General features: G+C 60.7%; 12 protein-coding genes and 3 pseudogenes. 3 read left to right on the forward strand and 12 right to left on the reverse strand.

The genetic code is table 11. The features are described 5' to 3' along the window. Positions 1 to 148: 148 nt before the first annotated feature. From LGH83_RS16085 to LGH83_RS16120, 8 genes are all read right to left on the reverse strand, one after another. On the reverse strand, positions 149 to 514 hold the full coding sequence (locus LGH83_RS16085; protein WP_227399526.1) for a circadian clock KaiB family protein: 366 nt from the start codon (positions 512 to 514) through the stop codon (positions 149 to 151). Then, positions 511 to 2,274: a circadian clock protein KaiC gene (kaiC, locus tag LGH83_RS16090; protein WP_227399527.1), complete on the reverse strand. Its 1,764-nt coding sequence runs from the start codon at positions 2,272 to 2,274 to the stop codon at positions 511 to 513. Before kaiC ends, LGH83_RS16085 begins: the two co-directional genes overlap by 4 nt. Before the next feature lie 2 nt (positions 2,275 to 2,276). After that, positions 2,277 to 4,454 carry a putative bifunctional diguanylate cyclase/phosphodiesterase gene (locus LGH83_RS16095; RefSeq protein ID WP_227399528.1) on the reverse strand — a complete coding sequence of 726 codons (2,178 nt, stop codon included), beginning with the start codon at positions 4,452 to 4,454 and terminating at the stop codon, positions 2,277 to 2,279. Between the two features lie 391 nt (positions 4,455 to 4,845). Then, positions 4,846 to 5,766, reverse strand: coding sequence for an acetamidase/formamidase family protein (locus LGH83_RS16100; RefSeq protein ID WP_227399529.1), 921 nt, complete (start codon positions 5,764 to 5,766; stop codon positions 4,846 to 4,848). Between the two features lie 75 nt (positions 5,767 to 5,841). Next, positions 5,842 to 6,684: an ABC transporter permease gene (locus LGH83_RS16105; RefSeq protein WP_227399530.1), complete on the reverse strand. Its 843-nt coding sequence runs from the start codon at positions 6,682 to 6,684 to the stop codon at positions 5,842 to 5,844. 13 nt (positions 6,685 to 6,697) lie between these two features. Continuing rightward, positions 6,698 to 7,531 carry an ABC transporter ATP-binding protein gene (locus LGH83_RS16110; protein WP_227399531.1) on the reverse strand — a complete coding sequence of 278 codons (834 nt, stop codon included), beginning with the start codon at positions 7,529 to 7,531 and terminating at the stop codon, positions 6,698 to 6,700. 11 nt (positions 7,532 to 7,542) lie between these two features. After that, positions 7,543 to 8,553 (reverse strand): ABC transporter substrate-binding protein, encoded by a 1,011-nt coding sequence (locus LGH83_RS16115; protein WP_227399532.1) that lies wholly within the window; start codon positions 8,551 to 8,553, stop codon positions 7,543 to 7,545. A gap of 279 nt (positions 8,554 to 8,832) precedes the next feature. Continuing rightward, a complete protein-coding gene (locus LGH83_RS16120) occupies positions 8,833 to 9,186 on the reverse strand; it encodes a transposase (protein ID WP_227399533.1) in 354 nt (117 codons plus the stop codon). 147 nt (positions 9,187 to 9,333) lie between these two features. Here LGH83_RS16120 and LGH83_RS16125 point away from each other — a divergent pair, with 147 nt between their 5' ends. Beyond that, a complete protein-coding gene (locus tag LGH83_RS16125; RefSeq protein ID WP_227399534.1) occupies positions 9,334 to 10,272 on the forward strand; it encodes an acetamidase/formamidase family protein in 939 nt (312 codons plus the stop codon). A gap of 83 nt (positions 10,273 to 10,355) precedes the next feature. Here the strand turns inward: LGH83_RS16125 and LGH83_RS16130 are convergent, their stop codons facing one another. Together LGH83_RS16130 and LGH83_RS16135 are read right to left on the reverse strand one after the other, a co-directional pair. After that, positions 10,356 to 11,075: a hypothetical protein gene (locus tag LGH83_RS16130; protein ID WP_227399535.1), complete on the reverse strand. Its 720-nt coding sequence runs from the start codon at positions 11,073 to 11,075 to the stop codon at positions 10,356 to 10,358. Further along, a pseudogene (locus tag LGH83_RS16135) lies at positions 11,072 to 11,686 on the reverse strand (carbohydrate ABC transporter permease); the annotation flags it as partial. The pseudogene LGH83_RS16135 and the gene LGH83_RS16130, both read right to left, overlap by 4 nt. On the opposite strand from LGH83_RS16135, the pseudogene LGH83_RS16140 reads away from it, so the two are divergent. Beyond that, positions 11,669 to 11,959: pseudogene (locus LGH83_RS16140) on the forward strand (carbohydrate ABC transporter substrate-binding protein); the annotation flags it as partial. The pseudogenes LGH83_RS16135 and LGH83_RS16140 sit on opposite strands and share 18 nt — an antisense overlap. A gap of 408 nt (positions 11,960 to 12,367) precedes the next feature. On the opposite strand, the gene LGH83_RS16145 reads toward LGH83_RS16140, so the two are convergent. Beyond that, on the reverse strand, positions 12,368 to 12,736 hold the full coding sequence (locus tag LGH83_RS16145; RefSeq protein WP_319799656.1) for a RidA family protein: 369 nt from the start codon (positions 12,734 to 12,736) through the stop codon (positions 12,368 to 12,370). Positions 12,737 to 12,778: 42 nt separating this feature from the next. Beyond that, a pseudogene (locus LGH83_RS16150) lies at positions 12,779 to 13,165 on the reverse strand (RidA family protein); the annotation flags it as partial. A 186-nt stretch (positions 13,166 to 13,351) separates the two neighbouring features. Here LGH83_RS16150 and LGH83_RS16155 point away from each other — a divergent pair. Beyond that, positions 13,352 to 13,921, forward strand: coding sequence for a TetR/AcrR family transcriptional regulator (locus LGH83_RS16155; RefSeq protein ID WP_227401887.1), 570 nt, complete (start codon positions 13,352 to 13,354; stop codon positions 13,919 to 13,921). Positions 13,922 to 14,088: the final 167 nt, after the last annotated feature.

Genomic DNA, 14,088 nt, shown 5'->3' on the forward strand with positions numbered 1-14,088 from the left:
GGTTTCTCCAAGAGATGGGGCCGCGACCCTCCCCTCGTCTCGCCGTGCGTGGAAGGTCGGACCAGTAGAGCTCAATGAGCAGCATCCGAGAACACGCTCAGGGCTGACTCGCATGATCTGCGCCAGCATCCGCATCGCGCTCTGTCGGCTACCCTGGCGGCGAGGCGTCGTTCAGACAAAGATCGCGAATGACGCCCAATAAGTGGAGATGATCGGCCAGATCGCCCATCAGCACGATCCGTTGATGCGCGTTCACGCCGATGAGGGTCGGCGTCACCACGACACCCGCCGTGAGCGCCCGCTTGGGTTGCGAAAACACATCGACGATGTCGAGCGACGGCACGATCAGTTGGCCCTGCAGAACGTCCATCACGAGCGCGAGATTGATCTCGGCGCGCTGAGAATTCGGCGTCGCTCGTGCGACGTAGAGGGTCAAGCGCGCTAGCGTCTCGGGACGGCTTTGGCCGGGCATGTTTTCGCGACGATCGGGCAGGTCGGCGGGTTCGACCGTCATCTCGGGTTGACGGGAACGTTGGTGTTTCCACCTTCTGCGAGGGGTCCGTCATCGTCGACGCGACGGAGGCTCAATCGCTCGTTCGCATCGATCTGGCTGGTTTCAAGGCGGCTCTGTTCTGACGCGATCAGCAGATCCACCTCCTTTTGTTTCCAGCCCAGCTCGAGGTTCGCGGCCTCGACATGGGCGCGTGCCTCCGCAATCTGCCGTTCGAGCGAGAGACGCTGACGCTCCGCAGCGATTTCTTGGAGAACGTGGAGCCGCTTGACAGCGACTTCCTTTTGGGCGCGAGCGCTTCCCATCAGCACCTCTCCTTCCGCGACATAGACATCGACGAGATCGATCCCCGACGTGCCGAGCACCAATTCGCGAACCTGGTTCGAATGTCCGGTCCCTCGCGATTTGACGATCGTCAAAGCACGGTTGCGTTCGCCGTCGCGCGCCACGTAGGACACGTGGAGCCACGTGTCGGCGATCGTCGAAATTTGACTTGCCGATAACTCGGTGGTGCCGCTCACCTGATCGAGAAGCGAGCTACAGACGACGGAAATTTCTTGGGATTTGGCCAGATCGAGCAAGCTCTCGCAGATCATCGCGGAGAACGGATAATCGGATTTCAACAGCGCGGAGATCGGGTCGATCACGAGGCACTTCGGATGGTGCGTCTCCAGAACGTTGCGGATCGCGACGAAATGCTCCTCTGGGCTGCGCCCGGTCGAGAGGAACGACACGATTGTCAGCAACCCGGACTCGATATGAGGCGTCAGATTCATGCCGATCGACAGCATGTTGCCGACGATCTGTGCCCCGCTTTCGTCAAAGCTGATCACGACCGCATGCTCACCGCGCTCGCATGCGGCGAAGGCGAACGTGACGCCGAGGCTGGTCTTCGAGGTTCCGGGTGAGCCCGAAATGAGGGTACTGCTCCCACGCAGATAGCCGCCGTTGAGCAGCGCGTCCAGCCGCGGAACTCCGGAGGACACGCGGCCCGTATAGGTGGGGTAGCCGACCCGAACGTCCTTGAACGCGATGACGTCGATCCCAGACGCGCCCATGACGACCGGAACGGGATTGCCCGAAAAACCCGACCCGCGAAACTTAGCAATTCGGATCGTGCGCGAGGATCCGGTCGCCGTGACGATCTCGGCCATGATGACAAGGCAGTCGGTCATATATTGAAGAAAGTCGGCGCGGATCTGGTCCCGGTCTCCAGCCCCGAAGATCTTCACGGTCACGATCGCTGATATCTCCGACCGTTTGATCCAGCTATCGAGGCGCAGCAATTCTTGCCGCTCCAGCCGCTCATCCTTCAGGCTGCTGAGCAGCATGTCGATGCCGTCGAAGACGACGTTCCGCGCACCGGTCTCGACGAGCAATGCGCTGAGACCGGCAAGCAACCCCGCGAGATCGAACGCACCCGTCACGACCGCGTCGTCTGGAATGCGGGCGTCGATGAAATGGAATCTGTCGGACTCGAGCGTATCGACATCCCAATCGAAAGAGGCGACGTTGCTGCGGATGCGATCGATCGGCTCCTCGAAGGTGACGAAGATGCACGGCTCGCCGCGGTCGGCAAGGCGATTTTTCAGCGTCTGAAGCGCAAATACCGTCTTGCCGGCGCCGGCACTTCCGACAACAGCCGTCAACCGGTTCTTCGGTAAGCCGCCACCGCTGATTTCGTCGAATCCGACAATACCGGTCGCGACTTTCGAGTTCGCCCTTCCGCGCGCCTCTGCGGCTCCATGATCCGATGCCGACATATTCATCCTAATTGCGCTCCCGTGACGGCGTCCGGTCCCGTTGGCGATCCGGGCACCGCTTGCTCGACGGGGCCTCGCATCGGAAGACTCACGTTATGGGCCAGCATCCATGTAAAATCCTCGGCGACAAGCGGCATACTGAACAGATATCCCTGGCCGACGGCGCATCCCTCTTGCTGCAGAAAGGAGCGCTGCATGTCGGTTTCGATTCCTTCCGCAACCAACCCTATTCCCATGCTCCGCGCCAAGGAAATGATCGCCCGGATGATCAAGGCATCGGTTGATTCCAGCACGAGCTTCCGGACGAAGATCTGGTCGATTTTGAGCTTATCGACGGGAAAATCGCGCAGGTAGCGGAAAGTGGCATGCCCGCTGCCGAAATCGTCGATCGCGATCGTGAATCCCATGGTCCGCAAGGCGTGAAGTGACGCCATGATCTGCGGCGAGGGCTCGACCAACAACCCTTCGGTCAGCTCGATTTCGAAATTCGCGGCATTTGCCCCTTGGCTTTTAAGAGCCTCTTCGACGAGGGCGACGAATCCCGGCTCCATCAACTGATTGCCGGACACGTTCACGGCCACGGGTGGCGGCGCCAACCCGGCACTCGTCCAGAGCCGATGCTGGCGAAAGGCTTGTTCGAGAACCCACCGACCGAGCGGCACAATCAAGCCCGATGTCTCGGCAAGCGGAATGAACCGATCCGGTCGTTGCATCCCGAGCGTCGGGTGCTTCCATCGCACCAGAGCTTCGGCCGATACGATACGGCCGGACGCAAGCTCGACGAGCGGCTGGTAATGGAGCTCAAGTTCGTCGTTGGCGATCGCATGTTCGAGCGAGCGCGCCAGGACGGCCTCGTTGCGGTGACGATCGTCCTGTTCGGGTGAATAGAGCATCGGGGTGTTTCGGCCGGATTGCTTGGCCCAGCGAAGCGCGATTTCGGCCTGGGTCATTACTTCGCTGGCGATCCCTTTGTCGGCCATCGTCTCGTTCTCGAGCCGCTGGTTGAAGGTCGCACCGATGCAGGTCAGAACCGTCAGACACTCCGTCCCGATCTGCATCGGTTGCGCGAACGCCTCGCTCAACGACCCGACGCAGAGCGACAGAGACTCTTGGTCGGCGCAGTCGGGGATCATGATCGCGAATTCGTCGCCACCAAGACGGGCCGCGACACCACCGATCGAGGCGGCGAGTTTGGCAAGTCGCTTCGCGGTTTCGCGCAGGATCGTATCGCCGGCAATCTGGCCGAGCCGTTCATTCAGCGCGCTGAAGGCCGAGATATCGCTACAGATCACAGCGCAAGTCGCGGATTCAGACCTCTCTGCCGTCAGTTCCGACTCGAGCGCTTGCAGCCACGCCGCGCGGGTCAGCAAACCCGTGAGCGGATCACGAGACGCCTGGTTCGCGATCTCGCTCTCCCACCGTTCCTCGGCGCTGGACTCGATCGCGATGCCGTCCCATGTGATTTCGCCGTTGGGCGTGCGGCGTGGCATCGCCCTGCTGCGAAGCCAATGCAAAGTACCGTTGGAAGCGACGAGCCTGAACTCTTCCCGAAAGACGGACATGCCGGCTGCTGACTTGCGGAGTGCGGCATAGACGGCGTCGTGATCGTCCGGGTAGACAAGATTGTCGAAGGTTCGCATGACCTGGCTGTTATCGGTTCCAAGCATCTGAGCGAGAGACGCGCTGCGATAGACGGTATCGATTGTTCCATCGGTTCGCATGATCACGCGATAGATGTATCCCGGAAGATGCTCCGCGATGCTCGGGAGGTTTGTGTCGACCTCTCCAATTGTTGCAGCGGGATCACCGGTATCGTCCGTCGGCCGATAGATACTGATGAGATGCGTCACCCGCCCCGACGCATTTCGGATGGGGTCGATCGCGACGTCGGTTCGATAAGGCGTCCCGTCTTTTCGAGTGGTCACAATCGTGCGGCGGATGCCTCGGCCTTCCGTGAGGACGGCCTGCATGTCCGCCTTGACGCTCCGATCGGTCGTTAGGCCGTCGAGGAAATCATCGTCGCGGCCGACGAGCTCCGCGATCGGATGGCCGCACATGGCGCTGAAGGCTGCATTTGCATAGGAGATGACATGCTCGCCTTGAACCATCGCCGTGACGAGAACAGGCCAGGAGACACCATCCAGAGCCGAATAGAGATCGGGGGCTGCAGGCTCCTTCATGCAGCGGCGGCCGATGACGGGGCAGAGGATGACGAGGCGGACGATGTCGAGCGTCGCGTCGAGAACCCGACGATAGCTGCTGAGCTCCTCATCACGTCCCCAATGATCGAACTGTCATAAACGAAACCTCCAGCACGTGAGCGGGCCGTGCTCTCACATCGCCGTCTTCGCTAGAAGCTCAAAGAATATATAAAAAATGTTATCGTCCTTTGCTCGAAGGCAATAGCCTATCTTAAGCTGAACCTGACGGCTTTGCCAGCCGCACTCGCATTCTGGCAACCAGATGAGCCGAACCGCGCCGATGTCGACTGCTCTTCGTTTTTGGGCCATGATCGACACGCAACATCATTGCGGCGGCTACGTTATCGCGATGTCGACCCGGGTCGCAGTTTCAGGTGAACTGAGCCAGAATCTCTTTTGATACTTTACAAATATAAGTATACTTCGGGTTGACCATCTGGGTACAGCGCGCCTCTGCGATCTGCGCGAGAAGCAGGTAGCCGTCGGGCTCCGGGATATTCCATTCATCGTTGAGCCAGTAGATCATCTCCTGGAAGGCGATCCGCATGGCGTCCTCCAGCGGCCGAGCACAGCCGAGGGTGCAAAGATGCGTCGCGGTCTCGATACGCGGATGTCCGAGCCGTTTGGGAGCCTTTTCGATCGTGATCCTGAGCGTGACGTTCGAGCCGATCTCGATTGCGCCCATGCCGACCGCCTCGCCATCGCCCTGGAGCGCATGACAATCGCCGATAAAGAAATGCGCCCCTGGTTTTTCGACGCGGAGCATGATGATGCTGCCGGCCGTGATCTCCTGCACGTCGAGGTTGCCCCCATGCGTGCCGTTGTCCACCGTGAGCACGGCACCATGAATCGGAGCGACACCGATCACGCCAGCCATCGGTTTGCAAGGAAGCTTGATCGTGTCGGTCCAATGGACGACGCCGTCAAGAACATCGACCACACGGGTCTGAATCCCGAATTCCTTGCGCCGGACCCAATCCGGGAACATGCCATGGCCTGGCCAAAGCGAGGAATATCCAAGTGTGTCGAGTTCCATATGCAGAATTTCGACCTTCAGCATGTCGCCCGGCATCGCGCCGACGACCTCGATCGGGCCCGTCGCGCCATTGACGAACGGGAAGGTCACATCGGCTTCCGTGAGTTGCTGTCCAACATGTTTGATCACGCCATCACCGATGTTGATGACACATTCGATCGTGACGGTTTCGCCTGGGTCGACGTGAGCCACGAAGGCATCGTCGCCCGAAAGCGCGTATTTGATAGTGCCTTGCTTGCTGATGCGTTGGGTCATGTGTCCTCCGTTCCGATCTCGTGGCCTTTGGGCGGCACGATGATGCTGTCGAGCGATTGACGTGGTGCGCGCGCGCTAGCCGGCGCGACGCCACGGCGTCAAAGCATGTTCGACCTTGCCGACCATGAAGGTGAGCAAAAGCGCGAGCACGATGGTGCCCACCAATGACGCGAACACCTTGGGGATCGCGTAGAGCGAGCCGGCCTGGAAAATCGCGTGGCCCAGGCCGACCGACGACGACATGAACTCGCCGACGATTGCGCCGATCAGCGCGAAGCCGACCGTGAGCTTCAATCCAGCAAAGATGTCAGTCAGCGAGGAGGGGACCACGAGTTTCGAAAAGATCTGAGGTTTCGAGGCACCCAGCGTGCGAAGCAGATTGATCTGGTCGGGATCGACGCCGATTGCACCCTTGTAGGACGTGACCAGCGCAACGACGACGACCGAGATCGTCGACATCGCGATCTTCGATGGCAGTCCTGTGCCAAACCAGATGATGATGATGGGCGCGAGAGCGATGATGGGGATCGAGCCGATCGCGATCACGAAAGGCTGGACGACGCGCGAGACGAAGAGCGAATACCAGAGCATCAGTCCAGCCAACGTCCCAATCAGATTGCCGACCACGAAGCCAAGAACCGTCTCGGTCCCTGTCACGGCGCTGTCGCGCAACAGACTGCCATCCAGAATCATTTGCCATAAAAACCGTCCGATGGCGGAGGGCGACCCGAACATGAAGGCCGATTGGCTGCTCTTCGACGTTTGATACTCCCAGAACCCCAGAAAGGCGGCGAGGATCGCAAGCTGAACCGCGAGCACGAGGGCGTGCTGGCGAAGCCGCTCGGTCCGCAGGCGGCGAACCGCGAGCCGATCCGGGCTGCCCTGCGCGGCCGGCGTTTGCCCGATCAGGACCGACATCGCTGCTCTCCGGTCATGTGCGGACGACCGCGAGATCGGCCCAGATCCGACGCACATAATCGCCGAAATCCGGGCTTTCCCGGGCCGCGATCATGTCGCCCCGAGCCGCCCCGAGCGAGATATTGTAGCTGGCCTTGACGACCGTGGGACGGTGCGACAACACCAGAACGCGATCGGCGATCGACACGGCTTCCTCGATATCGTGAGTGATCAGCAGAACCGACTTGCCGCTATCCCGCACCAGCTTGGCGGTGTCGCTCTCGATCAGGAGCTTGGTCTGGAAATCGAGCGCTGCGAAAGGCTCGTCGAGCAGCAGAACGTCGGGATCATTGGCGAGGGTGCGGGCGAGCGCCACGCGTTGCCGCATCCCGCCCGAGAGCGTCGATGGATAGTTATCCGCGAAACCATGGAGGCCCAACTGGTCGAGCAAGGCGCGTGCCCTGTCGTCGGCTTCGGCAGCGGGAACGCGGCGGATTTCCATGCCGAGCTTCACATTGTCGACGGCCTTGCGCCAAGGCAAAAGCAGATCCTTCTGCAGCATGTAACCGAAGCTGGCCCGTTTGACGCCGCGCTTTTGCGCGCCGAGCCTTTCGCCGTACCAGCGAACCGTCCCGCGATCGGGCTCGATCAGGCCACAGATGACATTCAGCATGGTCGTCTTCCCGCAACCCGACGGGCCGACGATACTGACAATCTCGCCGCGGCCAAGCGTGAACGACAGATCGCCGATCACGGGTGTCACCTTGCCGGGCGACACATAACTCTTGGCGACGTGATCGACCACGATCGGTTGCGTCTGCTCGGCCGACATCGTCTCTAGACTGCGTTCGGCACTGCGTTCAGCCATTACGATCTCGGTCAGCCGGCTGCCTTGACGGCTTTGTCGGCGAATGAATTGTCGATGATCTGATCGAATGGGACGGTGCCTTTGGCGTTGCCAAGATACACCTGCATGTCCATCAGGTTCTTCCATTGATCGGGTTTGGTCACCACTGACTGCGCCGGAATGAGATATTTCAGTTCTGCATCGATCGCCGCGTCGACGACCTCGCCGGGGAGATCCGGAAATTCGAGACGAGCGACCTGCTTGGCATAGGCGGGGTCCGCATAGGTTTTGCGCGAGGCTTCCTCGAACGACGTCACGAGCGCCTGCACCATGGCCGGGTCTTTCTCGATCGTGGTCGGCAGCACCATGATACCGGTGTTGCAGAAGGGTCCGATATAGGTCGAGAAGTCGAACACGACCTTGGCGCCCTGCGACACCGCCGACGCGACGCCGGGCTGATAGGCGATCGCGATATCGGCTTGGCCGGCCAGCATGGCGGCGATTTCCGTGCCAGGGCTGACCGGGATGATGGTGGCGTCGACCCCGACCTTCAGGCCGGCATTTTCGAGCAAACGCTTGGCGACGCTATAGTTGGTGTTGGGCTCAGGCGATGTGACAATCTTGAGGCCCTTGAACATCTTGGGGTCGGTGAACGGCTCGAGTGTCTTGGACACGCCAAAATAATGCGCGCGCTGAACGACTGTCCCGACCACCACGCCGGGGCCGCCATTCTCGCGTGAAATCTGCGCCATGGTGGCATCGCCGATCGCGAAATCGGCGGAACCGCCGAGAACCGCCGCGAAGGTTTGCGTGTCGCCGCCGGCGGCGCTCACCTGCATATCAAGGCCATTTTTCTTGAAGATGCCGGCGTGCATGCCGACGTAGAGGTTGATGTAGCCAAGGTTGTGGACCGCTTCGCTGAACCGAACGGGCTTGAGGTCGGCCGCAAAAGCGACGCCCCCAAAGAGCGACACTGTCGCCGCGCCTGCCACACCCTTCATGAAGGACCGGCGATTGGGGAAGGATGTCGTTCCAAAGATCATCGTTGCTCTCCACTGCCACGTGCATGAATGGCTCTCATCCGTACAGCTTCCTGTGCGATCCTCGGACGAGCAAGCATCTTTGATAAGCGGCGATTGGCCAAAACACATGCAGTCTGGTCAAAACCGATCGAAGACTTGACCTTGCAAGACAACGTCAGTCTTGATTCGTGACGAAATCTTGTCGTCCAGACGCAGGCGTGCCGCGATCTCTCAGCGTGATTTGTCAAAAATGACATGACCGCGAGCCGTCGCTGCACAAACTATCAGCGGAGGTTTTCATCACCGGACACGGAGCGCCGCATAGCGGCCCACGACAGTCGCGGAGGTCACGCCCGATGACACCCTGCCGCCACCAAGATCGCTTCGCATCGTCACGCGAGATGGCGACGGGGTCGTGGAAATCGTCTTGATCGGTCGGTGCGCCGCCTCGGCCTTCAGCCGATAATTCTCTTGCTCGAGCGCCCGCAGAGCGTGAACCGCAAAGGGCTTGAGGCCGCCGAAGCGACGCCGCCATCGATAGAGCGTTCGCAGCGTGATTCCGGCGGTCTGGCACATTTCATCAGCAGGCCGCCCCGCTTCGACATCTCGCACCATCGCGATGATTTCCGAGTCTGAATAAGCGGAACGGCGCATCGTGACCTCGCTCGCGTCGAAGACCGCGCCAGTCAGGCGCGCGGTTTGCATCGGGAGCGGCTTGCCCCTGTCTCGATCAGCCAAGCAAAAGTTTGGCCAAACCAGACACGGGCAGGTGACCCGGTCCGCAGCAGAAGGAGGTTTCACATGGCGAGGCGTCACGAGATCCCTCCGACACTCGACGCCATGGTGTGGGGCTACTTCGACGCGAGCCGCCCGGCCGTGATCGAGGTCGAGTCCGGCGACATCGTCACGCTTCACTCGTTCCCGGCAGGCGGTCCGGAAACGTTGCCGCCCGATCGCGGCCTCGTCAGCGCCGACCACCGCAGGGTGCTCGAGACGCTGCCGCAGGGTCCTGGCCCGCATTTCATCACCGGCCCTGTACACGTGCGAGGGGCCAAGCCGGGCGACACGCTGCAGATCGATATTCTGGATGTGCGGATCAATCAGGATTGGGGGTTCATGGCGATCCTGCCACTCCTCGGCACCCTTCCCGACGAGTTCACGGATTACGAGATCGTGCACCCGCTGATCGATCATCAGCGCAATGTCGCGATCATGCCTTGGGGCACCGAAGTTCCGCTGGCGCCCTTCTTTGGCATCATCGCGGTCGCGCCGCCAGCAGCCTGGGGGCGCGTCGGCTCACCCGTGCCGCGTCGCTTTGGCGGCAACATGGACAATAAGGAACTGAGGCCCGGCGCCACGCTTTTTTTGCCGGTGTTCAACGACGGCGCGCTGTTCTACGCCGGGGACGGCCATGCCGTGCAAGGCGACGGTGAGGTTTGCATCACGGCGCTCGAAACCGGCGTGACGGGGAGCTTTCGCCTGACGATCCGTAAAGACATGGCGCTCGAATGGCCTTTCGCCGAAACCGCCACCCACCTCATGTCGATCGGGCTCGACGACGATCTCGATGACGCCGCCAAACAGGCCGTCCGTGAGATGGTGCACCACATCTGCGCCCGGTCCGACCTCACGCCCAATCAGGCCTATATGCTGTGTTTGCTGGCCGGAAACCTCCGCGTCACCCAAATCGTCGACGGCAATAAGGGCATTCACATGATGTTCCCGAAGGCTCTCCTCTGAGACCAGTCACCATCCCTTTATTCACTGGACCACACTGCAGTATTGAAGCCCGAGACCAACAATTTGGTCGGATACGGCAGGCATCACGCGGCTCGAACAGGTCTGATCCGGACGGCCTGATACGGTTTTCCCGGAAGCTTCACGCCAAAGGCTGCCTCTGGCTCGCCGCCAGCCATCGCCCCGCCGCGTTGGCGTAACGCCGGAGAAGCGGGTAATGCCGCCTTGTCGAGGCGGGTCACCGTCATCTCCCACGTAACTGCCGAAAGAAGCCTCGCAGAACGAAGATCTGGTAGGGCACGCCAAAGGCGATGTAAGGCAAAATCACCCCGAGATAGGTGTTGAGAAGGCCCAGTCGGTTCACCATGCTGAAGAGCGGTGCGAGCAGCACCTGGAACGGGATCATGGTGCCGACCAAAATGATCACGAAAATGAGCCGCACCCGTGAGGCGCATCTGCGACAGAGCATAGGCCGCCATGGCCGAGACCAAAATGCCGACCGGGACCTTGATGAAGGTGATCAAAGCGCTGTTCACGAGCGTGGTGGAGAAGTGACCGCGTGTCCAGGCGTCGCGGAAGTTCTGCCAAGCAAGGCCCGTGGGTGGCCCGTAGGCAGCGGTGGCGTTGATGTCGGCCTCGGATTTGAGGGCCGTGAAGACGATGAAGACGAACGGCGCGATCCAGATCGCGGCGACCATCACGAGCGCGATCCACAGTCCAATGAGGAACCAGTCTTTCGGCCGGCCGACGGATCGTTCCTTTAATGCCGCCATCGGCAGGGGGTTGGCGCGCGCGACCGGGCTCATTGCGCCGCATCCTCGCGTTTTTGCGCCCAATGCAGGTAGGGGATGACAACGACGACCGTCATGAGCAGCAGAATGACGGCGATGGCGCTCCCACGCCCAAAGTCGTGCAACTGGAGCGATTGCCAGAAGGCCCAGAAGGCCATTAATTGCGTGGATTGTGCCGGTCCCCCGTGTGTCATGCCATAGACGATGTCAAAGGCCTTGAGGGAGTTGATCAACGTCAGGATCAGCACCACCGTTATGGTGGATTGCAGCGCCGGTCGCGTGACGTGTCGAAAGATCTGGGCGCGTTTGGCCCCGTCCATTCGGGCAGCTTCGACCAAGGTTGGCGATACCGTCTGCAGCCCTGCCAGGAAAAGCACCATGCTGACCCCGACGTTCTGCCAAGCATAGGCGACGAACACAGCGTAAAGGGCGACGCTCCGGTCGCCGAGCCAATCCTGGATCAGCCCGTCAAGACCGACAGCCTTCAGAACGGCGTTCACGACGCCGAAGAAGGGGTCGTACATCCAGCGCCACATGGTCGCCACGGCGATGGAGGCGATAATTACGGGCATATAGAAGACCGCGCGCAGGATGTTGCGCCCGATGATCTGCTGATTGAGGCCGGGATCACCGAGCCGCCCAAGACCTATGACGAATTGGTGGCCGACGCCGACAAGCTGAAAGCTGCCAAAATTCCCGCTATCGTGTTCGGCGGCAGCGTGAATTGGCATCTCATGCGACTGATGAATGTCATCCTCGAAGCCAAATGCGGCGCCGCCAAGCACGACGCGCTGATGTCCATGAAGGCGGATTGGAGCAGCGAACTCTGCGCGACGGCCAGCTTTGTCGAACTGAAGAAATGGGCCGACACCTACACGCTGAAGCCTTTCATGGGGCTCGCGGACGCGGGGGATCCCCGTCACGCCCCCTTAGAGGAAGAGTGCGGACGGGCTTCGCCGTGACGGGTTGAAGACTGGAGGAGAGGCCTCCGGCGCCTGTTGTGAAGATGACCCATGACCCAAGTCGAAATTCTGAGCGCTGCCCGTTACGGCGTCGGCGGCTACAAGGTGGACGTGACCCGTGGCGAGCGCGCGGTCGGGTGGCTACCATACTCGGACCTCGTAGGGTCACCGCACGAAAGTGAGCTCTACCTATGTTGTCCAAAACGAACTGGCGAACGGCAAGGATTGGTAGAGAACGGGCCGGCAGCTTTTGGATATGTCGGCCCGAAGAGCTGGCGACACGCGCGCTTCAGCATTTTGACACGCCCGCCGAAGTTCGATGGCTGTGACCAGTATTTTCCATCCTCAGGGAACGCGCACCACCATTTCGATCTCGACCTTTATTTCCGGCTTATAGAGCGCCTGAACGCCAATCGTCGTGATGCTGGGCATCGCGTCACCGAACAGTTCGCGCAGAGGGGTAACGGCCTGCCCGAACGCTGCGCCGGTCGCATTCACGACGTAGACGCGCAGCAGGACAATATCTTTCGCCGTCGCCTCCAGGTCCTTGAGTGCGGCGGCGAGGCTGGCGGTCGCAAGCTTTGCTTGGCCAGCGAGATCTTCGGGCACTTCCTCATTGCCAGGCGCCACTGCGACTTGGCCGGACAGGAAGGCGAGCCGGCCGGGTTCGGCGACGCTGATGTGCGAGTAGCCGAGCGAGGCCATATCCCACATCGTCGGCGGGTTGCGGCGGGTCACCGACGCTGATGGACGAGACGGAATGCGTGCGGTCACCTTGATCTCGAAGTCGAAGCCCGAGAGCCAGGTGACTCCGACCGCGGTCCAGTTGGGATATGGGGCTTGCGGAAACTTCTCGGCTTTCACCGCCGTGACCGTCCCCATTTGCTTTTCCGGGTCGGTATGGAACGACGTCACGTCGACGATGTCGTCGAATGTGCAGCCTCCTGCGGCGAGCGTGGCTTCCAGATTGGCGAAGGCACGGCGAACCTGCGCTTCGAATTCGGGTTCGGGCGAACCATCTGGGCGGCTGCCGACCTGACCAGACACGAATAAGAGGTCGTCCGATCGCACTGCGGCAGAATATCCATGCTTCTCGTAGAGGGCGTGCCGGTCGGCGGGAAACACGGCTTCACGCTGGGCCATATCGTCATCCTTAAAAATGTCGGGTCGAGCGCATCCAATCAGCTTTTCTGGACATTCCAGCCAAGCCACAGTAGGAATATACGCTGCGTATGTGAAAGCATGATACGGAATGATCGTCAAGCTCAAATACGTATCGTATGCTAATTGGAGGTTTTTGCTTTGGCTGCAAAGCGTCGCGCCGAAACGATGGAGGAAAACCGCGTCAAGCTGATCGGGGCCGCGCGAAAGGCCTTCGCCGCATGGGGTTTCGCCGCCGCGTCGATGGACGAGCTGACCGCGTCCGTCGGGCTCACCCGTGGCGCCCTCTACCACGGCTTCGGAGATAAAAAGGGGCTGCTGGCTGCCGTCGTCGCCCAAGTCGATAGCGAGATGGCCACGCTCGCCCGACAGGCAGGAGCAGCTGCGGCAAACCCATGGGAAAGGCTGCTGGCTGTAGCCGACGCGCATATCGCGATGGCGCTGGACCCTGAGGTTCGACGAATCGTCTTGTTGGACGGGCCTACTTTCTTGGGCGACCCTTCGAGCTGGCCCAGTCAGAATGCCTGCTTGACCATCACGATGCAGACGGTCGCTGATTTGGTCGCCTTAGGCGTCATGAAGCCAGTCGACATTGAGGCCGCGGCACGTCTCCTGAACGGCGCGGCATTTAATGCCGCTCTATGGATAGCCGCCAGTGGCGAGCCGCAGATTGTCCTACCAAAGGCAATCAAGGCGTTCCGGCTGATGGCCAGCGGATTTCTGACAAGTCGAGGCTGATCGTCATCAGGCTGTGTATCGCTGACCTGCCATTCAGGGCGATATCGGCGCTTTCAGGAAAAGTCGGCACTCCGAGTCGCGGCGAAGCAAGGGCGCTTCGTGCTTTCGTCGATCATCTTGGCGCGACTGGGCTTCACCCCACCAGACATACCTTCTTATATACGAAG

The sequence above is a fragment of the Lichenihabitans sp. PAMC28606 genome, assembly GCF_020616535.1.
Classification (GTDB): domain Bacteria; phylum Pseudomonadota; class Alphaproteobacteria; order Rhizobiales; family Beijerinckiaceae; genus Lichenihabitans; species Lichenihabitans psoromatis.